The 23370-nt window shown below is 63.7% G+C and carries 19 protein-coding genes; 12 read left to right on the top strand and 7 right to left on the bottom strand.

Features of this window, described 5'->3' with window-relative positions; genetic code table 11:
- Positions 1-61: 61 nt before the first annotated feature.
- A complete protein-coding gene (locus tag HWV67_RS05930; RefSeq protein ID WP_110970658.1) occupies positions 62-991 on the bottom strand; it encodes a LysR substrate-binding domain-containing protein in 930 nt (309 codons plus the stop codon).
- A 146-nt stretch (positions 992-1137) separates the two neighbouring features.
- Here HWV67_RS05930 and HWV67_RS05925 point away from each other — a divergent pair, with 146 nt between their 5' ends.
- Both HWV67_RS05925 and HWV67_RS05920 read left to right on the top strand, forming a co-directional pair.
- The gene (locus HWV67_RS05925) at positions 1138-2514 is read left to right on the top strand and encodes an L-serine ammonia-lyase (RefSeq protein WP_175650346.1); all 1377 of its coding nucleotides are present in this window, start codon (positions 1138-1140) and stop codon (positions 2512-2514) included.
- Positions 2515-2588: 74 nt separating this feature from the next.
- Positions 2589-3884, top strand: coding sequence for a serine/threonine transporter (locus HWV67_RS05920; protein ID WP_175650345.1), 1296 nt, complete (start codon positions 2589-2591; stop codon positions 3882-3884).
- 91 nt (positions 3885-3975) lie between these two features.
- Here the strand turns inward: HWV67_RS05920 and HWV67_RS05915 are convergent, their stop codons facing one another.
- Positions 3976-6603: a hypothetical protein gene (locus HWV67_RS05915; RefSeq protein ID WP_256680016.1), complete on the bottom strand. Its 2628-nt coding sequence runs from the start codon at positions 6601-6603 to the stop codon at positions 3976-3978.
- Positions 6604-6958: 355 nt separating this feature from the next.
- Between HWV67_RS05915 and HWV67_RS05910 the strand changes: the two genes are divergently transcribed.
- The 8 genes from HWV67_RS05910 to HWV67_RS05875 all read left to right on the top strand — a co-directional run bounded on the left by HWV67_RS05910 (position 6959) and on the right by HWV67_RS05875 (position 16612).
- The gene (locus HWV67_RS05910) at positions 6959-9466 is read left to right on the top strand and encodes a hypothetical protein (RefSeq protein WP_175650343.1); all 2508 of its coding nucleotides are present in this window, start codon (positions 6959-6961) and stop codon (positions 9464-9466) included.
- A gap of 11 nt (positions 9467-9477) precedes the next feature.
- Entirely contained in the window at positions 9478-11442 is a 1965-nt protein-coding gene (locus tag HWV67_RS05905; RefSeq protein ID WP_175650342.1) for a GMC family oxidoreductase, read from the top strand.
- Between the two features lie 300 nt (positions 11443-11742).
- Positions 11743-12414, top strand: coding sequence for a DUF3313 domain-containing protein (locus HWV67_RS05900; RefSeq protein ID WP_175650341.1), 672 nt, complete (start codon positions 11743-11745; stop codon positions 12412-12414).
- 100 nt (positions 12415-12514) lie between these two features.
- Positions 12515-13093: a flavin reductase family protein gene (locus HWV67_RS05895; protein ID WP_110970651.1), complete on the top strand. Its 579-nt coding sequence runs from the start codon at positions 12515-12517 to the stop codon at positions 13091-13093.
- A gap of 105 nt (positions 13094-13198) precedes the next feature.
- The gene (locus HWV67_RS05890; RefSeq protein ID WP_256680014.1) at positions 13199-13882 is read left to right on the top strand and encodes a helix-turn-helix transcriptional regulator; all 684 of its coding nucleotides are present in this window, start codon (positions 13199-13201) and stop codon (positions 13880-13882) included.
- Positions 13883-13891: 9 nt separating this feature from the next.
- The gene (locus tag HWV67_RS05885; RefSeq protein WP_175650340.1) at positions 13892-14686 is read left to right on the top strand and encodes a PhzF family phenazine biosynthesis protein; all 795 of its coding nucleotides are present in this window, start codon (positions 13892-13894) and stop codon (positions 14684-14686) included.
- Positions 14683-15603, top strand: coding sequence for a pyridoxal-phosphate dependent enzyme (locus HWV67_RS05880; protein ID WP_175650339.1), 921 nt, complete (start codon positions 14683-14685; stop codon positions 15601-15603). Before HWV67_RS05885 ends, HWV67_RS05880 begins: the two co-directional genes overlap by 4 nt.
- Before the next feature lie 103 nt (positions 15604-15706).
- Positions 15707-16612: an SDR family oxidoreductase gene (locus HWV67_RS05875; protein WP_175650338.1), complete on the top strand. Its 906-nt coding sequence runs from the start codon at positions 15707-15709 to the stop codon at positions 16610-16612.
- A 63-nt stretch (positions 16613-16675) separates the two neighbouring features.
- On the opposite strand, the gene HWV67_RS05870 is transcribed toward HWV67_RS05875, so the two are convergent.
- Positions 16676-17794, bottom strand: coding sequence for an aminotransferase (locus HWV67_RS05870; RefSeq protein ID WP_175650337.1), 1119 nt, complete (start codon positions 17792-17794; stop codon positions 16676-16678).
- A 42-nt stretch (positions 17795-17836) separates the two neighbouring features.
- The gene (locus HWV67_RS05865; RefSeq protein ID WP_256680013.1) at positions 17837-19279 is read right to left on the bottom strand and encodes an amino acid permease; all 1443 of its coding nucleotides are present in this window, start codon (positions 19277-19279) and stop codon (positions 17837-17839) included.
- 171 nt (positions 19280-19450) lie between these two features.
- On the opposite strand from HWV67_RS05865, the gene HWV67_RS05860 reads away from it, so the two are divergent.
- Positions 19451-19807 carry a RidA family protein gene (locus HWV67_RS05860; protein ID WP_175650336.1) on the top strand — a complete coding sequence of 119 codons (357 nt, stop codon included), beginning with the start codon at positions 19451-19453 and terminating at the stop codon, positions 19805-19807.
- A 51-nt stretch (positions 19808-19858) separates the two neighbouring features.
- On the opposite strand, the gene HWV67_RS05855 is transcribed toward HWV67_RS05860, so the two are convergent.
- The 3 genes from HWV67_RS05855 to HWV67_RS05845 form a co-directional block, all read right to left on the bottom strand.
- Positions 19859-20506 (bottom strand): helix-turn-helix transcriptional regulator, encoded by a 648-nt coding sequence (locus HWV67_RS05855; RefSeq protein ID WP_175650335.1) that lies wholly within the window; start codon positions 20504-20506, stop codon positions 19859-19861.
- 108 nt (positions 20507-20614) lie between these two features.
- Complete coding sequence (locus tag HWV67_RS05850; protein ID WP_175650334.1) at positions 20615-21391, bottom strand: ABC transporter substrate-binding protein; 777 nt, start codon at positions 21389-21391, stop codon at positions 20615-20617.
- Between the two features lie 63 nt (positions 21392-21454).
- On the bottom strand, positions 21455-22579 hold the full coding sequence (locus HWV67_RS05845; protein ID WP_175650333.1) for a succinylglutamate desuccinylase/aspartoacylase family protein: 1125 nt from the start codon (positions 22577-22579) through the stop codon (positions 21455-21457).
- 169 nt (positions 22580-22748) lie between these two features.
- Between HWV67_RS05845 and HWV67_RS05840 the strand changes: the two genes are divergently transcribed.
- A complete protein-coding gene (locus HWV67_RS05840) occupies positions 22749-23354 on the top strand; it encodes a DUF4142 domain-containing protein (protein ID WP_175650332.1) in 606 nt (201 codons plus the stop codon).
- Positions 23355-23370 lie beyond the last annotated feature (16 nt).

Below are 23370 nucleotides of genomic sequence, written 5' to 3'. Positions count from 1 at the left end.
CCTCGGCTGTTTTCGCCTTGCCTGACCTTCGTCTCAAGGCTGTTCATACAGACCCACGCGCTCATTCGTACAGCGTGCGGAATGTTTGCGCCTCTTCCACCAGCCAGTCGTGCACGGCCCGTGCACTCGGGTGGGCCAGGGTTCCGGCGCTGTACAGCAACACGTAACGCTTGTGATTGGGCACCGGCGAGCCGAACGGCACGATCAGCGTGCCCCGTTCCAGCTCGTCGTTGAGCAGGGTGCGCCGGGCAATCGCTACGCCGATCCCGGCAATCGCCGCCTCGATGGTCAGGTGGTTACGGTTGAAGGTGTGCCCGCGCCGCACGTCCAGTCCCTCGGCGCCGATCGCTTCCAGGTAGAACTCCCATTCCGCGTATTCCGAGCTGCCGCGCCAGGCGGTGATGTCGTGCAGCAGCGGGTAATGCACCAGGTCGCTCGGCCCGTGCAACGGCGGACGGCCGCGGAGCAGGGCGGGGGAGCAGACCGGGAAGATTTCTTCGTCCAGCAGCGGCGTCGAGTGCATGCCGGGGTAGCTGCCGTCGTTGAGGTCGATGGCGAGGTCGAAATCGCCCTCGTGCAATGAGTGGTTGCTGTCCTCGGCCACCAGGCGCAACTGGATATCCGGAAAGCGTTGCTGCAGGCGCGGCAAGCGCGGCGTCAGCCACTTGGCGAGAAACGACGGGATCGAGCGCACGCGCAAGGTGCCGCGGATTTCCCCGGCATCCAGCCGGCGCAGCTCGGCATCGATGTTGCCGTAGGCTTCGTGCACGGTCAGGGCCAGGCGCTGACCCTCGGCACTCAACTCCACGCCACGGGCCCGCCGCAGGAACAGGCGAAAGCCCAGGCGCTCTTCCAGTTGGCGAATCTGCTGGCTCACCGCACCGGGGGTGATGTGCAGTTCTTCGGCGCAGCGGGTGAACGACAGGTGCCGCGCCGCACAGGAAAACACGTGCAACCAGACGTACATCTGGCCGTTCATTTGTCGCCTCATCGTTTAGTCCTGCTAAAGCCTTGCTTAGAAAGTTTCGTTGGTCATCGCCCGAGCCGCGGGGCAGTATCGCCCAACTTCGCGACACCTCTCAATTTTTTCACCGTGCACCGAAAGGGTCGTCGTCGTTCGGGCACGCAGGCATTAGCATGGCTATCAGTGTTTTCGATCTGTTCAAAATCGGCATCGGTCCGTCCAGTTCCCATACCGTCGGCCCGATGCGCGCCGCCGCGACCTTTGTCGAGGCGCTGCGCGGGCAGGGTGTGCTGGGCCAGGTCAGCCGGGTCGAGGTGCGCCTGTACGGTTCGCTGTCGGCCACCGGCGTTGGCCACGCCACCGATCGGGCCTGCCTGCTGGGGCTGATGGGCGAGTGGCCGGACCGCATCGATCCGCAGAGCATTGGCCCGCGTATCGAACAATTGCAGGCAACCCGCGTACTGATGCTCGGTGGTGACCTGCCGATCAGCTTCGATTGCCAGCGCGACCTGCTGCTGCTGAATGAAAGCCTGCCTTACCACCCCAACGCCATGACGCTTGAAGCCAGCGGCGACAACGGCCTGCTGCTGCAGCAAACCTACTACTCGGTGGGCGGCGGCTTTATCGTCGAGGCCGCGCAATTGGCCGAAGCGGGTGGCGGCACCGACGCGGTGCAATTGCCGTATGAGTTCTCTAGCGCCGAGGAAATGCTCGCGCTGTGCAAGCGCCACGGCCTGCGGGTCAGCCAGTTGATGATGGCCAACGAACTGGCCTGGCGCGAGGAAGCCGAGGTGCGCAGCGGCCTGTTGCAGTTGTGGGCGGCGATGCAGGAGTGCGTGGTCAACGGCTTGCGCAACGAAGGCATCCTGCCGGGCGGGCTGAACGTCAAGCGCCGCGCCGCCAAGCTGCACCGCAGCCTGCAGGAGCTGGGCAAACCCAACGTGATCGGCTCGACCTTGAGCGCCATGGAGTGGGTCAATCTGTTCGCCCTGGCGGTCAACGAAGAAAACGCCGCCGGCGGGCGCATGGTCACCGCGCCGACCAATGGCGCGGCGGGGATCATCCCGGCGGTGCTGCATTACTACATGAAGTTCAACCCCGAAGCCTGCGACAACGATGTCGTCGACTTCCTCCTGGCCGCCGCCTCGGTGGGCATTCTGTGCAAGAAAAACGCCTCGATTTCCGGCGCCGAGGTCGGCTGCCAGGGCGAGGTCGGTTCGGCCTGTGCCATGGCCGCAGCGGGCCTGGCCGATGTGCTCGGGGCCACTCCGGCGCAACTGGAAAACGCGGCGGAAATTGCCCTGGAACACAACCTCGGACTGACCTGCGACCCGGTCGGCGGCCTGGTCCAGGTGCCGTGCATCGAGCGCAACGCCATCGCTGCGGTGAAGGCGATCAATGCCGTGCAAATGGCCCTGCGCGGCGACGGCGAGCATTTCATTTCCCTGGACCGGGTGATCCGCACCATGCGCGACACCGGCGCCGACATGCACGAAAACTACAAGGAGACCTCCCGCGGCGGCCTGGCCGTCAGCTTTGTTGAATGCTGAACCCCTTGGCGCGGATCGCTAACGCGCCACCCTGGTTATTCATAGGCGACAAAAACAACTACAAGGCGTAATCAATGACTGATGTAAACACCACGAACCTCGGTGTCGCGGCGAGCCCTGCTGCGCGCGAAACGGGCTGGAACCGTCACGACACCACCTGGACCCTCGGCCTGTACGGCACCGCCATCGGCGCCGGCACCCTGTTCCTGCCGATCAACGCCGGCGTCGGCGGCTTCTGGCCGCTGCTGGTGCTGGCATTGCTGGCGTTCCCGATGACCTTCTTTGCCCACCGCGGCCTGACCCGCTTCGTCCTGTCCGGGCGCAAGGGCGGCAACGAAGACATCACCGAAGTGGTGGAAGAACACTTCGGCGCCGGCGCGGGCGCGATGATCACCTTGCTGTATTTCCTCGCGATCTTCCCGATCCTGCTGGTGTACAGCGTTGCGCTGACCAACACCCTGGGCAACTTCCTCGAACACCAGTTGCACATCGCGCCGCCGCCACGGGCGTTGCTGTCGCTGCTGCTGATCTGCGGCCTGATGATCGTGGTGCGTTGCGGCCAGGGCATCATCGTCAAGGTGATGAGCCTGCTGGTCTATCCGTTCGTGGCGGCGCTGCTGTTGCTGGCCCTGAGTCTGATTCCCAACTGGAACGGCGCGTTCTTCGCCCAGGCGGCCGAGGGCATGGCGCCAAGCCTGTTCTTCAAGACCTTGTGGCTGGCGATTCCGGTGATGGTGTTCTCGTTCAACCACTCGCCGATCATCTCGGCCTTCGCGGTCAGCCAGAAGCGCCGTTATGGCGAGCAGGCGGATGAGAAGAGCGGGCGCATCCTCGCGCTGTCGCACCTGATGATGGTGCTGACGGTGATGTTCTTCTGCTTCAGTTGCGTGCTGGCCCTGTCGCCGACCGATCTGGGCGCGGCGAAGACCCAGAACATCTCGATCCTGTCGTACCTGGCGAACCACTTCCAGACCCCGATCATCGCCTTCGTTGCACCGCTGATTGCGCTGGTGGCGATCACCAAATCCTTCCTCGGTCACTACATCGGTGCCAGCGAAGGTTTCCAGGGGCTGATCGTCAAAGGCCTGCGTGGTCGCGGCCGCAGCTTGTCGGCCAAGCGCCTGGAGCAACTGACGGCGCTGTTCATGGTGGTGACCTGCTGGATCGTCGCGACCCTCAACCCGAGCATTCTCGGCATGATCGAGTCCATGGGTGGGCCGGTGATTGCCTGTCTGCTGTTCCTGATGCCGATGTACGCGATCAATAAAGTGCCGTCGCTGCGCAAGTACTCGGGCAAGGTGTCGAACGTGTTCGTGGTGCTGGTGGGGTTGGTGACCTTGTCGGCGATTGCCTGGTCAGTGGTGGCCTGACATCGCGACGGCTCGGCGCCCCGACAAGCTCGCTCCTACAATGCGTGATTCACACCTCTGTAGGAGCGAGCTTGCTCGCGATTCGCCGACACTACCTCCCCAAATACGCCCACAACGCATCCGCAACACCCGATCCCGCCTTGCCATCCCCGAACAACCGCTGCCCGGTCTGCAGACCCAACTGCCGATAGCTCTCGAACTGTGCTTCATCAAAGAACTGGTTGGCCGTGCTTTCGTTGGGGAAGGTCGGGTGTTCGCTGGCGTAGTTGATCACGTCCACCGGCAACCCGGCGACGACGTTGGGCTTGAGCAGCAGGATGCACGCGGTGCGCTCGCCTCGCTGGTTACTGACGTTGAACAGCATGGCGCAGCGCAGGCTGTCGCCCGGTCCCGGTGTGGCGAAGTTTTCCGGCAGGCCGAAGTAGGGGCCCAGCACCGGGTCGCCCAGCACGTCCATGTCCTGCCTGATTTCCAGCGCCTGGTCGATACGCGCCAGGCGGATCAGGTTGGCCAGGTCGTCGAACTTGTAGGTAGGGTCGGCGCCGCAGTCACACATCACGATCAGCTCGACATTGCGGCCTTCACGGATCAGTTCGTAGGTCGCGGTGTTCTCGAAATGACCGCCGTCCGAGAGGTATTGGAAGTCACGGCGCAGGCCGTGGAAGTGGGCGGTCAGTTCATAGAACAGGTAGGTCTGGGTCGGGAAGGTCGTGGCCCAGCCCTTGTCGCGCCAGACGCGTGTCCCGCCGGTCTTTTCATCATCTTCGAGGAAGTTCGCCGGCCACCAGCTCCCCAGGCGCACGTTGGTCAGGCCGAAGGCCAGTGAGGTGCCCAGGCTGGTGGCACGCCCCAAACCGGTGGAAAACGCAGCGCCGGATGTAGCGACCCAGTGCGCCAGACCCAGCGGCTGGTAGATTTCGCTGGCGATCCAGCGTTGCTGGGTACCACGTTGACGCGGGTCGCCATCGAGGATGTAGCTGACGCTGGCCAAACCCGGTTGACCACTGGGCGCCAGGCACAGGGGCTTGCCTTTGCGGTCGCGCTGCACCAATTGCTCGGCCGGGTCGACCGTCAGGTTCATGGTGACGTTGATCAGGTGCACCGGCGCGCAGGTGGTGGTGCCGTAGTAGGTTTCGATCGGTACGTCATCGCCGGGCAGGGCTTCGGCGACGCTCATGCGCTGCTTGCGGATCTTGCGGGTCGCGCCGTCGAAACGCCGGCCATTGGAGGCGCCGAGGTAGGCCCGGGCCAGCCGGCTGGAATAGAACGACTGCAACGAAGACTGGTTGAGGAAGCCGATAAAGCGGCCCGTGCCGAAGGCCAGGATCGCCGTCACCGGCACCAGCACCCAGAGGCGGGTGAGGGCGTCGTTTTCCAGACCCTGGTAGCGCACGAACTGCACCAGCAAGCCCCACAACACTGCGACCAGCATGAAGATGGTGACCCCGGCTGCGCCGGCAATCACGCTCATCGGCAGACGGCCCAACCAGCTCGGCATGTCTTTGTCATCGCTGAACGCGGACAGGCCGCGAACAACGGCAATCAGCACCGGCAGCAGGGCAGTGGAGGAGATCAGTGGGCCGCGCTGCTCGCTGTTGTAGATCCACTCGGTCAGCCAGGGCAACAGGGCGTAGAAGCTGGCAACCAGCACCGCAATCAGCGCCTGGCTCAGGTAGCGGGTAACCAGCACGCGGTAGGTGCGCACGCAGTCGTTGCGGGCCATGGCTTCGTCGCGGTCGCGCTTGTGCTTCAGCGACAGGCCGATCCACACGGCATAGGCAATCCCCAGCCAACTGACGACGCCGAGCCCGACCAGAATGGCCCGCAAGTCACCGTCCATGCCCCAAGGGGCGAAGGCCAGGACGAAGAACATCAGCCCCGCCGCGAACGAGAGCACGGTGGACCAGTTGAACAGGTGCACGCGTTCGTCCTGGTTTTTCTGGAAATACACCATCCAGAACGCCGCCATCAGCGGGATCACCGCCACCACCGTCAACAGTCCCGGCACCCACCACAGTGAGCCGCAGAGCAGGTGCACCACGCTCATTGGCAGCAAGGCGGCAACCGGCGAACAGATCACGCTGCTGGAGATATACGCCTGCAACAGCACGGCCGCCGCGAAGGTGAACAGCAGCGGCAGGCCAATCACCACATGCAACGCCAGCAGGTTGCGCAACGACAACCCCAAGACATAGAAGATGTCGCCTGAACCGCCAGGGGTCAGGTAACGGCCGTTTTCCCGCAGCCAGGCCAGCGGCGCTTCCCCGGGCGGCGAAGTGCGGTAGTCGGTGCTGGTATGGATGCGCCCCGGCGGTTCGTAGTCGAGCACTTTGTAGGCGGTGTCGGCGGCCTGGACTTCCGGGGGGCTGGCGATCGGCGCTTCGTCGGTTTTGCGCAGGCGGTCGGGGAGAAACAGGCTGCCGAAGAATGAGCCGAGGTAGCCGCCACCGCTGACGGTGGACAGGTAATCGAACTGGGCGATCAGGCGGTTGCGTGGGTTTGCCTGGTCGTCGTCCGCCCCCGGCGCTTTCGCCCGGGCCAGCGATTGCAGCACGCCCAGGCAGAACGTAGCGCTACGAATGCCGCCGCCCGACAGCGCCACTGCCCAGTGCGCCTTTTTCTCGTTGCCGAGGCCAAGCAAGTTGCGGCGGGTGTCGATCCGCGCATGTTCGGCACGGTATTGCGTGCGTTGCTCGGGTGAAACCTGTTCCTGTGACACGGGCTGTTCCTTGTCCATGTTCCGCCTGCCAGATAGGTAGTGGATGAGCGTCCTGGCGAAGGAGTGTAGAGCAGCAAAATAGCCATTAGCCAGCAGCGTGATGGACTTCACAAAAACACTGCACGCAAACCTATAAGAAGCCGCGATAAGTGCCGGTTTTTCATAGCGAAATGAAATTAATCAGCTGGCTGGAAATAGCCTAGTCTGGGCGCTTGCAAGGAGTTGTAACGTAACTGGCGTGGCGGATTAACCGGTCTGTCGCGCGGCTGTCAGTTCAACCGGCCATCTGGACCGGCCGCAATAACGTGTCCCCAAGGACAGAGGGACCGGTCTGTACGTTTGCAAGGAGCAGCGCATGAAACCCGTGAAGCTGATGCTGAGCGTCTTCCTTCCTTTGGTGCTGTTACAGGGGTGTAACAGCGAAACGAAGAATCCCTGCGGGGATCAATCCGGCAAGATCCTCGATGAAGCCAAGTGCGTCGGCCGTGAAGCCGACAGCCTGAAAGGCGCCGAAGAGGACTACTTCGCCGACATGGACTATGGGGTGTCGAAACAGCCCCATCTGCTGGTGGAGCGGCTGTCGCCGTTCATTCCCGGCATCACCGAGCAGCAGGCGGTCGACGCCTTTGCCCGGGGACGCAACAACTGGATCGTCTGGACCGCCGGCAACGACAAACTCTGGGACCAACTATCCCGCGACAGCGTCGGCAACCTCGACTTCCTCAAGACCATCTCCAACTACCCCAGCCTGAAAGCCAACCGCGACAACCGCTGGCAGTACCTCGGCGTGGTCAACGAGCCGTGCTACACCAAGGCGCAAGGGCCGCGCGAGGACCGCCATGGCCTGTGGCTGGACAGCCGCGATCCGTCCTGCGGCGCAGACCCGTTCGAGAACGAGAGCAAATACCCCGGTGTGAAAATTGGCGCCCGCGGCAAGAACCTGCCGGTGGGCTCGTACTACGGCTACGGCACCGGCATCGTCGGCCTGCGGCTGTTCCCCAACCCGGACTTCGACGAGAAGGCGGAGAAACGCTGGGACGCCAAGCGCTACTACGAAGACCCCAGCTACTACAACGACAGCAAGCTGGTAAAACCGTACCGCGTGGGCATGTCCTGCGGCTTCTGCCACGTCGGGCCGAACCCGACCAATCCGCCGGCCGATCCCGAGCGTCCAGCCTGGGCCAACCTGAGTTCCAACCCTGGAGCGCAGTATTTCTGGGTTGACCGCATCTTCATGTGGGACCAGGACCCGACCAGCTTCCCCAATCAGTTGTTCCACACCGCACGGCCAGGGGCGCTGGATACCTCGCTGGTGTCGAGTGACTACATCAACAACCCGCGCACCATGAACGCGGTCTACAACCTCAAGGCGCGGATCGAGCTGGCCGCGCACCTGGGCAAGGAGAAACTCGCCGGCGGCGACCTGAACAACCGCCAGTTCAACGATGTGCCGGGGATTCCCGCCGACAGTCCGCTGACCCAGTTCTACAAGAAGCCGGACACCGTGTTCACCCCACGAGTGCTCAAGGACGGTTCCGACTCGGTCGGCGCCCTCGGTGCGCTGAACCGGGTGTTCGTCAATATCGGGCTGTTCAGCGAGGAGTGGACCACCCACTTCCGGCCACTGATCGGCGGCAAACCGATCACGCCGTTCCGCATCGATGTGGCGCGCAAGAACTCCTCGTACTGGAACGCCAACGAGCTGCAAACGCCCGACCTGGCGTTGTTCTTCCTGGCCTCGGCGACCCCGGACTACCTGAAGAACGCCCCCGGTGGTGCGGCGCACCTGAACGCTTCGCCGACGGAGCTGGATCGCGGCAAGGAAGTCTTCGCCGACACCTGTGCGCGCTGCCACTCCAGCAAACTGCCAGACAAGGCCTGGGCCAAGTTCCCGGATAACGGCTGCGTCAACGGCAACTACCTGCAGTGCTGGAACGACTACTGGAGCTACAGCAAGACGCCGGAGTTCAAGAACGCGATGCGGGACATCGTCAAGAAAGACGACTTCCTCACCGACAACTTCCTCTCCACCGAGCTGCGCGTGCCGGTGACGCTGCTGGAAACCAACGCCTGCAGCCCGCTGGCGACCAACGCCCTGGCGGACAACATCTGGGACAACTTCTCCTCGGAGTCGTACAAGAAGCTGCCGGGCGTCGGTTCGGTGCTGGTGCAAAACCCGTTCACCGGCGATGCGAGCGAGTACACCATGCCGGCAGGCGGGCGCGGTTATACGCGGCCGGCGTCGCTGATCAGCGTCTGGTCCACTGCACCGCTGTTCCTCAATAACACCCTCGGTACGTTCAAGTGGTCGGGCAGCGTGAATGACCGCATGGCGTCCTTCGACAACTCCATCGAGATGCTGCTGTGGCCGGAAAAACGCCAGGGCAACTTCCAGGTGGTGACCCGTTCCGGCAAGACCCACCCCGGCACCGTCGATGTGACCACCGAAACCAGTTACCTGCGGGTCAACAGCGGTTACCTGCCGGGCTTCCTGCAAAAACTCGAAGGTGTGCTGAGCCGCTGGTTCCCGTGGGCGTTCGGCGATGACGGCATCCAGCTCGGGCCGATCCCGCAGGGCACGCCGGTCAACCTGCTGTCCAACATCGACCTGGACAAAGGCGACCAGGTGCTCGACCTGCTGCTGAAGATCAAGCACGACCTCAAGCAACTGCCGCCCGGCGCCAGCGACGATGAAGCGCGCAAGGTGTTCAAACGTCTGGTCAAGCCGTTGCTGGAAGTCAGCAAGTGCCCGGACTTCGTGGTGGACAAGGGGCATTACTTCGGCACCGGCTACCTCAAGGATGAGCCCGGACTGAGTGATGAAGACAAACGGGCACTGATTGCCCTCCTGAAAACCTTCTGAGGTTGGCTGCGATGACTGACGAAATGGATTACGAATACATCGTGGTGGGATCCGGGGCAGGGGGCGGCACGGTCGCTGCCCGCCTGGCCGAACAAGGGCGTCGCGTGCTGGTGCTGGAATCCGGCAGCGACCCGGTGGCCAATGGCGGCGAGGAAGGCTTGCCGGAGCAGTACCAGGTGCCGGCGTTCCACCCGCGCTCCACCGAGAACAACGCGATGCGCTGGGACTTCTTCGTACGCCACTACAGCAGTGACGCGCGGCAGTTGAAGGACCCCAAGTTCACCCGCGACTACGAGGGCGAGCCCGTCGACGGCGTGCTCTATCCGCGGGCCAGTTGCCTGGGCGGCTGCACCGCGCACAACGCGATGATCACGGTCTACCCGCACAACCAGGACTGGGACCATATCGCCCAGATCACCGGTGACCCGTCGTGGCAGGCCAGTGCCATGCGCGAGCATTTCGAGCGCCTGGAAAACTGTCATCACCGGCCGGTCCAGCGCTTTCTCTCGTGGTTTGGCATCAACCCGTCGCGGCACGGCTACAAGGGCTGGCTGCACACCGAAAAGGCGGTGCCGGAAGCGGTGATCGACGACCTGTCGCTGGTGCGCTCCATCGTCAAGTCCGCCGAACAGGCGTTCAAGACCCTGGGCGAAACCCTCAAGCGCATCGGCTGGCAATTGCAAGGGGTGGGCGATCCCAACGACTGGCGGCTGGTGCGCGACGAGGCCATCGGCCTGCGCTATCCGCCGCTGGCGACCCACAAACACCACCGCATGGGCACCCGCGAGCGGTTGCTGGATATCCAGCAACGTTTCCCCGACAACCTGCACATCGAGCTGGATGCGCTGGTGACCCGGGTGCTGCTGGATGATCAGCAGCGCGCTTATGGCGTGGAGTACATCAAGGGCGCGCGGCTGTACCGGGCCTGCACCTTGCCGCGCAACCCGGCCTCGGCCGGCGAGCTGCGCCAGGTGCGCGCCAGCCGCGAGGTGATCCTCGCCGGTGGCGCGTTCAACACCCCGCAGATGCTGATGCTTTCGGGCATTGGCCCACGCGAGGTGCTGGAGTCGGTCGGGGTGCCGGTGCAGGTGGAGTTGCCCGGTGTCGGGCGCAACCTGCAGGACCGCTACGAGGTCGGCGTGGTCAACCGGATGAACTTCGAGGAGTGGGAAGTGCTCAAGGGCGCGCGTTACGCCAAGGGCGACCCGCAATACGAGGAGTGGGCCAAGGGCAAGCTCGGGGTGTATTCCACCAACGGCGCGGTGCTGGCGGTGATCAAGAAATCGCTCAAGCAGCGGCCATTGCCGGACCTGTTCTGCTTCTCCCTGCTGGCGCTGTTTCGCGGGTACTTCCCCGGCTATTCGAACCTGATCGTCGACAAGCTCAACTACCTGACCTGGGCGGTGCTCAAGGCGCACACCAACAACACCGCCGGCTTCGTCACCCTGCGCTCGAAGGACCCGGCGGACACCCCGCTGATCAACTTCCGGTACTTCGAAGAAGGCAACGACACCAAGGGTGAAGACCTGCAATCGGTGGTGGAGGGCATCAAGTTCGTCCGGGGCCTGGCCAAGCCGCTGAAGGAGGCGAAACTGATCGCCGCCGAAGAGCTGCCGGGCGACGCGGTGCAGACCGACGAACAGCTCAAGGAGTTCGTGCAGAACCAGGCCTGGGGTCACCACGCCTCGTGCACCTGCCCGATCGGTGCAGCCAACGACCCGATGGCGGTGCTCGACAGCGCCTTCCGGGTGCGCGGCGTGAGCAACCTGCGGGTGGTGGACGCGTCGATCTTTCCGAAGATCCCGGGCTTCTTCATCGTCACCTCGATCTACGTTGCAGCGGAAAAAGCGGCCCAGGTGATTCTTGCCGATGCCGCCCGCAGCCAACCGCAGAGCGCACGCAGCGGCGCCCGTTCAGCGGCCGTCAGCAGCAGCGCGACGAGCACCGTGGAGGCGATGGTCGGCCAGAAAAACTGAACCGGTCGTGCTTTTCCGGCTTTGCCCCGGCAGGCCGGAAAAGCTGGGCTATACCTAGGCTCTGTATGAAAAGCCTTGAGACGAAGGTCAGGCAAGGCGAAAACAGCCGAGGAAGCGGAGTTTACGGGTTGTAAATGAGCATTCCGAGGCTGTTTTCAACGCAGCATCACCGAGTATCAAGGCTTTTCATACAGAGCCTAACCCTGCCTGATCTGCCCGCCGGCCGTGCTTGGCGGGTCCCTTTCCAGTATTTCGCGGTGGCGCGGTCGAAGCAGCGTGAGGCCACCCAGGGAGCATGTTATGAAAGCCGCATCCATGATGGGTTCGCTTTGCCTGACTTCGCTGCTACTGACCGGCTGCTCCAGCGGCCTGACCCAACCGACCGAGTATTCGGGTTTTCTCAAGGACTACAGCACGCTCAAGGAAGCCCGCTCGCCTTCCGGCGCGCCGGTGATGCGCTGGATCGATCCGCAGTTGAAGGTCGGCGCTTACCGAAGCGTGTATATCGAGCCGAGCCAGCTGTATCCCAAGCCGCAGGCGACGGCGCAGATTCCCCAGAGCACCTTGAACGGCATCACCACCTACTACGATCAGGCGCTCAAGCGCGAACTGGGCAAATCCCTGCCACTGGCCAGCGCGCCGGGGCCGGGAGTGATTGTGGTACGTCCGGCGATTACCGCCGTCAGCAGCAAGACCGAAGGGCTCAAACCCTATGAAGTGATCCCGATTGCCCTGGTGGCGGCGGCGGTGAGTACTGCTTCGGGGATTCGCGATCAGGAAACCGATATTGGCACCGAGGCGCAGTTCATTGATGGCGGCACCCAGAAGGTCGTGGCCCAGGTGGTGCGCAAAGGCACCGGCAAGCCGCTGGAAAACGATAGCCAGGTGCTCAAGCCGGATGATGTGAAGGCGGTGATCGATGGCTGGGCGGCGGATTTGCATCAGTCCTATCTGAACCTCAAAGCCAAGTAGAACCATCTGTAGGCGCGAACTTGCTGGCGATCGCGAGCAAGCTCGCTCCTACAGCTGGTGTTGTAGACTGCCTCGATTCCGCATTCCAAGGTCCTACCCCATGCCCGAGCACTTCCAGCCTGTCGACCTGAAAAAAGCCTACCGCCTGCTCAATCACGGTCCTACCGTGCTGGTATCGGCGTCCCACGACGGGGTCGATAACGTCATGGCTGCCGCCTGGGCCTGCGCGCTGGATTTCGACCCGCCCAAGGTCACCGTGGTCCTCGACAAGATCGCCAAGACCCGGCAACTGGTGGAAGGCAGCGGCTGGATGGTGCTGCACGTGCCCAATGTCGGCCAGATGAAACTGACCCATCAGGTCGGTACCCAAAGCCTCGCCGATACCCCGGACAAACTGGCGCAGGCCGGCGTCGAACTGTTTCGTGTCGACGGCTACCCGGCGCCCTTGGTGGCCGGTTGTTCGGCCTGGCTGATGTGCCGCGTCATCGATGAGCCGCACAACCAGTCCACCTATGACCTGTTCATCGCCGAAGTCGTCGCCGCCTGGGCCGATGAGCGAGTATTCCAGGATGGTCACTGGACCTTCGAAACCGCCGATCCCGCGCTGCGCAGCCTGCACTACGTCGCAGGCGGGCACTTCTACGCCATCGGCGAGGCGCTGGACGTCGAGCAGCCCTGAAACGATTGCCCGCTGGCGAGTCCCGGCGGGCAACCTTAAATACTTTGTTGAAATTTCTACAACCTGTTGATATTTTTCCTGTCCATTCCCCCTGGACAGTTCGCCGTGACCGACGCCACCCACGAAGAACGCCGCCTGGTGCTGGACGTGCTGCGGGCCACGATCCGCATGCTCGGCAGCGTACTGGGCCGCAACACTGAAGTGCTGCTGCACGACCTCACGTGCCCGGAGCGTTCGGTGCTCGCCATCGTCAACGGCCATATCAGCGGCCGCCAGGTCGGCAGCCCGATTCTCGCCGGCCCCAAGGATGACCGCGGTTTCGATGCGGTCTTGCAGGCCGCGCTGGAGAAGGGCAGCCAGGCGCCGGTGGTGGTGGAGAACTATCCCACCCGAGGCCGCGATGGCCGCGCGTTGCGCAGCGCCACGGTGGTGTTTCGCGATACCGCCGGCGAGCCCTACGCCAGCCTCTGCGTGAATACCGATCTCAGCGGCATCGCTGCTGCCCAGGCTTGTCTCGAACAACTGCTTGCCACCGCCGCGGAGCCGGCGCCGCCGATCACCGATACGCCCGACCTGGAACAACTGATGACCCAGATTATCGATGGCGCGCTGCAAGACGCCCGCCGCCAGGGCGTGCGCTTCGGCAAGGCTCAGAAGCTCGATGCGGTACGGCAGATGCACGACGGCGGGCTGTTCATCGTCAAAGGCGCGGTGGAGAAAGCCGCCGCCGCGCTCGGCGTCAGTCGTTACACGATCTACAACTACCTCGAAGAAATCCGTAACGGTTAAGGAGTCTCCATGCAAGTACCGCTCTATCAGGTCGATGCCTTCAGCGACCGCGCGTTCGGCGGCAACCCGGCGGCGGTCTGTCCGCTGCCGGCCTGGCTGGACGACGAGACGCTGCAGCGCATCGCCGAGGAGAACAACCTGTCCGAAACCGCCTACTTCGTCGCCGAAGGTGAAGGTTACCGGCTGCGCTGGTTCACCCCGGGTGTGGAAGTCGACCTGTGTGGCCACGCCACGCTGGCGGCGGCCTGGGTGTTGTTCAACGAACTGGGCGAACGCCGCGAGACCCTGCGCTTCTTTACCCGTAGCGGCGAACTGCGGGTCAGCCGCAACGGCGCGTTGCTGGCCATGGATTTCCCGCTCAAACAACCACAACTGCAGACCCCGCCGGCCGGACTGGCCGAAGCGCTGGGTTGCCAGATCCACGCGCTGTACCTCTGTGACGATTACATCGTGGTGGTGGAGAACCAAGCGGTGGTGGAAGGGCTGCAACCTGACTTCGCCGCGCTGGCGCGCTATGACGTGCGCGGCGTCGCGGTGACCGCGCCGGGCACCGACGTCGATTTCGTTTCGCGCTGGTTCGGGCCGCAGGTCGGGGTCAACGAAGACCCGGTGACCGGCTCGGCGCACACCGCGCTGGCGCCGTATTGGGCCGAACGCCTCGGCAAGCGCAGCCTGCGCGCCCGTCAGGGCGGCGCCCGGCGCGGGGAGTTGCAGTGCGACGTGCAAGACAACGGGCGGATCATCATCAGCGGCCAGGCCGCGCTCTACCTGCGCGGCACCCTTTACCTGGAGAATCGGCCATGAGCCTGCACCTGAACACACCGCTGCTGGAATCCCGTCCGCTGAGCCTGGCCAGCGGCCACGAAGTCTGGCTCAAGCTCGACGCCCTGCAACCGGCCGGCTCGTTCAAACTGCGCGGCGTTGGCCAGGCCTGCGAGCACCATGCGAAACAAGGCAAGCGCCGTTTCATTTCGTCTTCGGGCGGCAATGCCGGCATCGCCGTCGCTTACGCGGGCCGTTGCCTGGGCCTGCCGGTCACCGTGGTGGTGCCGGAAAGCACCACCGAGCGCGCCCGGCAACTGATCCGCCAGGAAGAAGCCGAAGTGATCGTCCACGGCAAGGTCTGGCACGAGGCCAATGAACTGGCGCTGTCCTTGGTGGGCGAGGACGATGCGTTCATTCATCCGTTCGATGATCCACTGCTCTGGTCAGGCCATGCGAGTCTGGTGGACGAAGTGGTCGCCAGCGGCTTCAAACCGGATGCGGTGGTGTTGTCGGTGGGCGGCGGCGGACTGCTGTCTGGCGTTTGCGAAGGTCTGGAGCGCAATGGCTGGGAGGACGTGCCGGTGTTCGCCGTGGAAACCTTGGGCGCGGCGTCGCTGGCAGCGGCCATGACGCAGAAGACATGGGCGGCGCTGGACAGCATCGACAGCATCGCCACCACACTGGGCGCGAAGCAGGTCTGTCGCCAGGCGTTCGAACTGAGCCAGCGGCGGCCGATCATCAGTCATGTCGTCAGCGACGGCGAAGCTTTGGACGCCTGCGAGCGTTTCCTGCTCGACCACCGCGTGCTGGTAGAACCGGCCTGCGGCGCCGCGCTGGCGTTGGCTTATGCACCGAGCGAAGCATTGCGGGCGTATCACCGGGTGCTGGTGGTGGTTTGCGGCGGCGTGACCGCGACCATTGACCAGATTCGCGAGTGGCGGGCCCAGGTCGGCTGACCGCCGGTCGGTGACGTGGGCGGTCCGGGCAAACCTTCCCGGACCGGCCCGTCTCGAACCTCACAGTAGCGCGCTGTTGCGCACCATCCTGTGGAGGTCTCCGATGCCGACCAAGAAGCACGACCAGTTCAGCATGCAGAACCCGCTGACCCAATACCCGCAACCGCCATTTCCGGCGCAGGGCCAGGAAGCACCGGGCCTGGATTCACGCATGAAACCCGAGCCCGATCACGGTGAAGACACCTACAAGGGCTTCGGCCGACTGGCCGGCCGCAAGGCGCTGATCACCGGCGCAGATTCCGGGATCGGCCGCGCGGTGGCGATTGCCTTTGCCCGCGAGGGCGCCGATATCGTCCTCAACTACCTTCCCATCGAACAGGCTGACGCCCGTGAAGTGATCAAGCTGATCGAAGCCGAAGGCCGCCGGGCGATCGCGATGCCGGGAGACCTGAAGGACGAGCGCTTCTGTAAGGAACTGGTGGACAAGGCCCACGAACAACTGGGCGGCCTCGACATTCTGGTGAACGTCGCCGGCAAGCAGGTGGCGCGCAAAGAAGTGGCCCATCTCACCAGCGAGCAGTTCGACGCGACGATGAAAACCAATGTGTATGCGCTGTTCTGGCTGTGCCAGGCGGCGGTGCCGCTGATGCCGGCCGGGGCGACCATCATCAATACCGCGTCGATCCAGTCGTATCAGCCCTCAGCGACCTTGCTCGACTACGCCACCACCAAGGCGGCGATCGTCGCCTTTACCAAGGCTCTGGCCAAGCAGGTGATCGAGCGCGGAATCAGGGTCAATGCGGTGGCGCCGGGACCGATCTGGACGGTGTTGCAGCCTAGTGGCGGCCAGCCCGCCGAGAAGATCCCGAACTTTGGCGGGCAGACCCCGATGAAGCGCCCGGGGCAGCCGGCCGAGTGTGCGCCGTTGTATGTGTTGCTGGCGTCGCAGGAGTCCAGCTATATCACTGGCGAGGTGTTTGGAGTGACGGGGGGTAATCCGTTGCCTTGACGGGCCTCATCGCTGCGGTTCGGGGCGCCGGACCGCAGCGATACGCCGCAAAGCAGCGCCCGATCAGATCTCCCGCAGGAACGCCGACACCAACGCCAACCCTTCCTTCAGCACCTCCGCGTTATTGGCATAGCCAATGCGCACATAACCTTCGATATCCAGCGCGCTGCCCGGGGTGAACATCACGCCCTTGGCGTCCAGCAACCGCACGCAGAAATCCCGCGACGACAGGTCAGTGTCGACTTTCAGCAGCGCCGTAGTCCCCGCTTTCGGCCGTACGTAAGACACCCGCGGTTCATTAGCTACCCAGGCATCGAGGATTTCCAGGTTGTCGCGGGTGATCGCACGGCTGCGGGCAAGGATATGCTCACGGTTTTCCAGGGCGATGGCGGCGAAGTGGTCGTCCAGCATGCCGACGCTGATGGTGTTGTAGTCGCGGTGGATCGACACGGCGTGGATCAGCGCTTGCGGGGCGACGATCCAGCCCAGGCGCAGGCCGGCCAGGGAGTAGGTCTTGGACATGCTGGCGGTGCTGATGCCTTTCTCGTAGAGGTCGGCCACCGAGGCGGTAAAGCCGTCGCCGTGCTGGTCAGTGCCACGATAGACCTCGTCGCACAGCACCCAGGCATCCACCGAGCGGGCGATTTCGACGATCTGCTCCAGCAGCGCACGGTCCATCAACGAGCCGGTCGGGTTGTTCGGGTTGTTCAGGGCGATGACGCGGGTCTTGGCGTTGACCATGCCGCGCAGTTCTTCGAGGTCCGGCAGGAAGGCGTTTTCTTCGCGCAGGCGCAGGATCGAGACATCGGCGCCGTAGCTTTCCGGGATCGAGTAATGCTGCTGGTAGGTCGGCGCCACCGACACCACGTGGTCGCCGGGCTCTACGAGGGTCTCGTAGACCAGCGCGTTGGCGCCGATGGCGCCGTGGGTGACGATCACGTTTTCACGTTCCTGGCTGTCGTACAGCGAGGCGATCAGATCACGCAGGCGGTCGGAGCCTTCGATGGCACCGTAGGTCATTTTCATCGGCAGCAGTTCATCGAGGATGCTGTCCTGCTTGCCGGCAAACGCCAGCAACTGGCCCAGGGTGATGGACTCCACGCAGGTTTCCGCGAGGTTGTAGCGGCACTTGTTCTCGTAGGCGTTCATCCAGATTTCGACGCCGAATTCCTTGATCTTCATGATTGCTCTCTTGTGGTTGTTGCAGGTTGATAAAAGCAGGGTTCAGGCGCGCTCGCACAGTTCAACGGGCCGTGCCTCGGGGTTTTCGTGGCGGGCGAGGCGGCTTTTGTACAACGCGGTGGCGTAGTAGCCGGCGTAGCACAGCGCGATAAACGGGATGCTCACGTAGAGCGCGATACGCTGTTGCGGATCGAAGGCGATGCCGATGCAGGCCAGGGTGCAGGACACCAGCGCGCCGAGTGGCGCCCAGGGATACCAGCGCACCCGATAGGCGAGGTCTTCGAGGCGGCCGCCGTCGCGTAGCCAGGTGCGGCGAAAGAGCATCTGGCAGGCGGCGATGCTCAGCCACACGGCGACAATCGCGAAACCGGCGATGGACACCAGCACCAGGTACACGGTGTCGGCAGCCCAGATGCTGCTCATCAAGGCAGCGACGCCGCCGAGCATGCTGAACAGGATGGCGTTGACCGGTGTGCCGCGTCGGGTCAGGCGGGCGAACAGACGCGGCAACTGGCCTTGGTCGCCGAGGCTCCAGAGCATCCGCGCGGCAGCGTAGAGGCCGGAGTTGGCGGCGGAAATCAGTGCGGTGATGATCACGAAGTTCATCACATCGGCGGCGTAGGGGATGCCGATGTTGCTGAACACCGTGACGAACGGGCTTTCTGAAAGCCCGGCCTGTTCCCGCGGCAGCAGCAGGCAGATGACCAGGATGGTGCCGATAAAGAACAGCACCAGGCGCACGACCGTGGCGCGCAGGGCGCGGGGGATGTCCCGTTGCGGATTGCGCGACTCGCCGGCGGCAATGCCGATCACTTCGGTGCCGGCGAACGCGAAGGCTACCGCGAGCAGGGCCAGGGCGATGGAGCCGAAGCCGGTGGGGAACCAGCCTTCGCGGTGGAAGTTGGCCAGGCCGGTGCTGGTCGGGTCGGTATGGCCGAGCACACCGAACACCGCCAGGGCGCCGACGATGATGAACACCCGCACGGTGATGACCTTGATCAGCGACAGCCAGAACTCGGTTTCGGCGAAGGCGCGCACCGAGAACAGGTTGTTCACGGTGACCACCACCCCGAACAGCGCGGCCCAGATCCACACCGGCACGCCCGGAATCCAGCGTTCCATCAGCACTCCGGCGCCGAGCAGTTCCGAGCCGATGGCCACGGCCCAGCTCAGCCAGTACAGCCAGGCCACGGTGTAGCCGGTGGCCGGGCCGATGAAACGGCTGGCGTAGTGGCTGAACGAGCCGGTCTCGGGCATCTGCACGGCGAGTTCGCCGAGGCAGGTCATCACGCAATAGATCATCAGGGCGCCCAAGGCGTAGGCGATCACCGCACCCAGCGGCCCGGCCTGGCTGACGGTGAAGCCGGAGGCGAGGAACAGCCCGGTGCCGATGGTCCCGCCGATGGCCAGCATCACCAGGTGGCGGGTTTGCATGTCCTTGCGGAAGCCATTCCGCGCGGCTGGGGTTTCATGGGGAATTGTCATTGTTGTTGTCTCACGAGGGCGACGCTGCGCGGCGTCACATGGGTGGTGCCCGGGTGGGAAATATTTATAGCCTAAAAGTCTACGGTAGACAATCAATCTATTTAAATGGATGATTCTTCCCGCCGGCTGACGTCCAGCCGTGCGTTTCCAGGAACAAGGAGCGGCACTGTCATGACTATCAAACGCCTGCTGACCGACGCGCGCATGAGCGCCATCGTCAAGCACGAAGGCACGGTTTACCTGGCCGGCGAGGTGGCCAACGATCTGGAAGGGGGGATTGCGAGCCAGACCCGCGAGACGTTGCGCAATATCGAGAGCCTGCTGGCCCAAGCCGGCACGGACAAAACCCGGATTCTCTCGGCGACGATTTATCTACGGGATATCGACGCGGACTTTGCCGCGATGAATGGCGTCTGGGATGAGTGGCTGCCGCTGGGCAGCGCGCCGGCACGGGCGACGGTGCAAGCGACGCTGTGCGATCCGCGCATGCGTGTGGAAATCAGCGTGATTGCCGCGGCGAACGGCTGACCGGCGAAGGAGGGCGGCGTGCTGTCCACGGGGCAGCACGCAGAAACAGCTTCAGGCGTGTGGCTGCGCCAGACCACGCTCGCCAACGGGGGCATCGCGCAGCGCCTTGACCCACTTGTAGACCGTCGCCCGGCCCATTGTCAGCACGTTGGCCACATAGTCGGCGGCACTGCGCCCTTCGAACGCGCCTTCGGCGAACAACGCCGCGATCAGCGCGCGTTTGTCTTTCATGCTCAAGGTGTTCAACGACAGTTGCCGCTCGGCCATCCACGCGTGCAGGAAGGTGTTGATGCGTTCCTGCCAGTCATCGCGGAACAGCGCTTCGGGCTGCGGAATCAGGCGGCTGACCTGGAAGAAGGCGTTCAGCGCCTCGCGAGCCTGGTCGAGCATCGAGAAATTGATATTGATGCACAGCAGCGCCTCGGGTTGGTCCTGGTCGTCGCGCAGCACGCTGGTGATTGAGCGGATCTTCTGGCCGTTCCAATTGAGTTTTTCATAGGGGCCGAGGCTGGAAACCTGATCGAAGTCGCCGGGCAACTCGTCCAGCGCCGAGTCGTCACCCAGGGTGCGCTTGGAGAAGTTGTTGGCGATGTGCACCACGGTCTGGCTGTGCAGATCGTGGACGATGACTTCGGCATGGGGGAAGAGCAGGGTGGCGATGCAGTCGGCGATGGTCTTGTAGTTGTCCAGTTTCTTCATGGTTGACGGCAGCGTCCTTGGGGTTGGATCGGGCAGTGGCGGGCATGATAGCAGTTGGTGTGCCGTCGGGCTCGCCACGCCCCGGGGTTGGCCGGTCAGGCCGGGCGCTTATTCACCGTAGACATCGAAATCGAAATAGCGCGCGTTGATAGCCTGGTAGGTGCCATTGGCCCGCAGTTGCTCCAGGGCCTGGTTGAATTGCCCGGACAACGCCTCATCGCCCTTGCGCACGGCGATGCCGATGCCGTCGCCGAAGTATTTCGGGTCGGTCAGCTTCGGCCCGACGAAGGCGAACGACTCGCCGATGGGCTTTTTCAGGAAGGTCTGGTCGAGGATCACATCGTCGGCCAGGGTACCGTCCAGGCGCCCGGCCTGCAGGTCGAGGTACACCTCGTTCTGCGAGCCGTACCGCACCACCTCGACACCCTTGTCTTGCAGTTCGGCGCTGGCGAAACGGTCGTGGATGCTGGCGCGCTGTACGCCGATGCGCTTGCCTTGCAGCCCGGAAAGGTCATCGCCGACCACCGCGCCGCGCTTCATCACCAGCCGCGCGGCACTGCGGTAATACGGGTGCGTGAAGTCCACGGCCTTGCGGCGCTCGTCGGTGATCGACAGCGACGCGAGGATGGCATCGACCTTGCGCACCTTGAGCGACGGAATCAGCCCGTCGTATTCCTGCTCGACCCATTTGCACTGCACCTGCATCTGCGCGCAGAGGGCGTTGCCGATGTCGTAGTCGAAGCCGGCCAGTTCGCCGTCGCTCTGCTTGTAGGCGAAGGGCGGGTAGGCGGCCTCGATGCCGATCTTCAGGACCTTGTCCGCGGCCTGGGCGCCAGACAGGGAAAAGCCCAGCATCAGGGTGCCGATCATCAATGCGGGTTTCATGAACGCTATACCTCGGTGTTGTTGTAGTGAGGGGGAAAGCGGTGGTGCGTTGGCGGGGACCGTTCAGATCCCCATCAGCTTGCCGGTCTGGCGACCGGGCAACGGAGTGGTGCCGGCGAGCATGCCGATCTTCTGGCCGCTGCGTGCCAGCTTGATGTGATGGCGGGCGACCAGGATGCCGTCGACATCGCTGGTCACGGCTTGACGCGCCGCGCCGGGGGCGAGGTCCAGCGCGACGATCTCGGCGATGAGTTCGCCACGGGTGACGGCTTCGCCAATGCGTTTCTTCCAGGCGACGATGCCGGTGCCCGGCGCTTTGAGGTGGCTGACGCCTTCCAGCGGATAAACCTGGATCCGTTCGTGACGCAGCGGCGTGGCGGGCTCGCCGCTGATCAGGCCTTCGTGCTGCAGAAAATCGAGGATGCCCTGGGCGTCGGCAGCGGCGATGTCGTCTTCCACATCGGCCTGGCCGCGCAGCTCCAACGTGGCGGAAAAGCCCAGGTGCGCGGTGTCCACCAGGCCCCGGCGGTGCAGCGTCTTCCAGGCCTTGGCGTAAGCCTCGTCCAGCGGGAAACCACCGGCTTCGTCTTCGAGGAACACCGCTTCGACGCCCGTTGCCGCAGCAAGATCAAGGGCGCGCTGGCGCTGATCGTGGTTGGCGTAGATGTGCAGGATGCTGGAGGTGTCGCAGTGCAGGTCGATCAGGATGTCGTGGTTCAGCGCTTCCTGCAGCAGCCAGTACTTGTTGGCCTGCACGGCTTCAAGGGGCGGCGGCATGTCCATCGCGGCGGCGAAGAGGGTCTTGAACACGGCGACGTCATTTTTCTCGAGTGCACATTGGTCGATTGCCTGTTCGAGCGAGCCGGTGATGTCGGGGAAATTGCGATTGAAGTTCTCGCCGTTGGCGAGGTTGTAGCGCCCCGGCATCTGCCCGAACACCTGCTGGCCAAGGCCCACCGGGTTGGCGAAAGGCACGATAACGATCGTACCGTCGAGACGGCCCTCGGCTTCCAGCGCCACCAGTCGCGACAGCAAATGCTGAATCACCAACAGGCCAGGGTGTTCGTCCGCATGCAGGCCAGCCTGGATATAGGCGCTGCGCCCGCCGCTGCCGAAGCGGTGTTTCAACAGACGGTGTTCGGTGCCAGGTGTGAGGGAGGGCAGGCGGATGGCTTCGCTGGTTGGCATGAAGATCAGCTCATTTGTGGAATATAAATCCACAGTAGACTTTTATGATCTATCGCACAAGCGCTGCTTCAGTCTCCAGGTGCCTGAAAAAAAGATGAACCTCTGTCAGCGCCGCTTGCTCAGATCAGTGAGTGATACGCAGATCTGGAACTGACAAGAGGATTCAATGATGAACACACTATTGCGTAGTGCAGGTTTCGCTCTGGCATTCACCCTGGCCGGCGCGGTGCATGCGGCCCAGGACGCCGATGATTTCGTCGAGGACGCTTCGGCCAAAGGCATCGCGGAAGTCGAAGCGGCGAGACTGGCGGAAGAGAAGGGCACGGCCAGCGACGTGAAGACGTTCGCGGCGATGATGCTCAAGGACCACACCCAGGCCAACGACAAACTCAAGGCACTGGCAGCGAGCAAGAAACTCGAAGTCTCCAGCGATGCCGACCTGATCGACAAGGCCAAGGCGATGATCCTGGAATTGCGCGGAGCCAAGTCGTTCGACCAAGCCTACGCCAACAACCAGGTCAACGCCCACGAAGCGGCGGTCAAACTGTTCACCAACTACGCCAAGGACGGCAAGGATGCGGAGCTGCGCACCTATGCCGAGCAGACCTTGCCGACCCTGAAAACCCATCTGCAGAAAGCCCGGGAACTGGCTGCGGCCCATGGCGGCAGTTCGGTCGATCCGCACGCCACCACCCGTGACGCCACCGACCCGGTAGTCCCCGGCCCCAACGGCGTTCCGGTGACCCCGAAAGATCACGCTGAAACCAAACCCTGAGTAACGGCCGAGCGGG

Source organism: Pseudomonas sp. Marseille-P9899 (assembly GCF_903166565.1).
GTDB lineage: Bacteria > Pseudomonadota > Gammaproteobacteria > Pseudomonadales > Pseudomonadaceae > Aquipseudomonas > Aquipseudomonas huaxiensis.
Note: the sequence above shows the minus strand (reverse complement) of the source record. Positions and strands in the feature narration are given on the sequence as shown.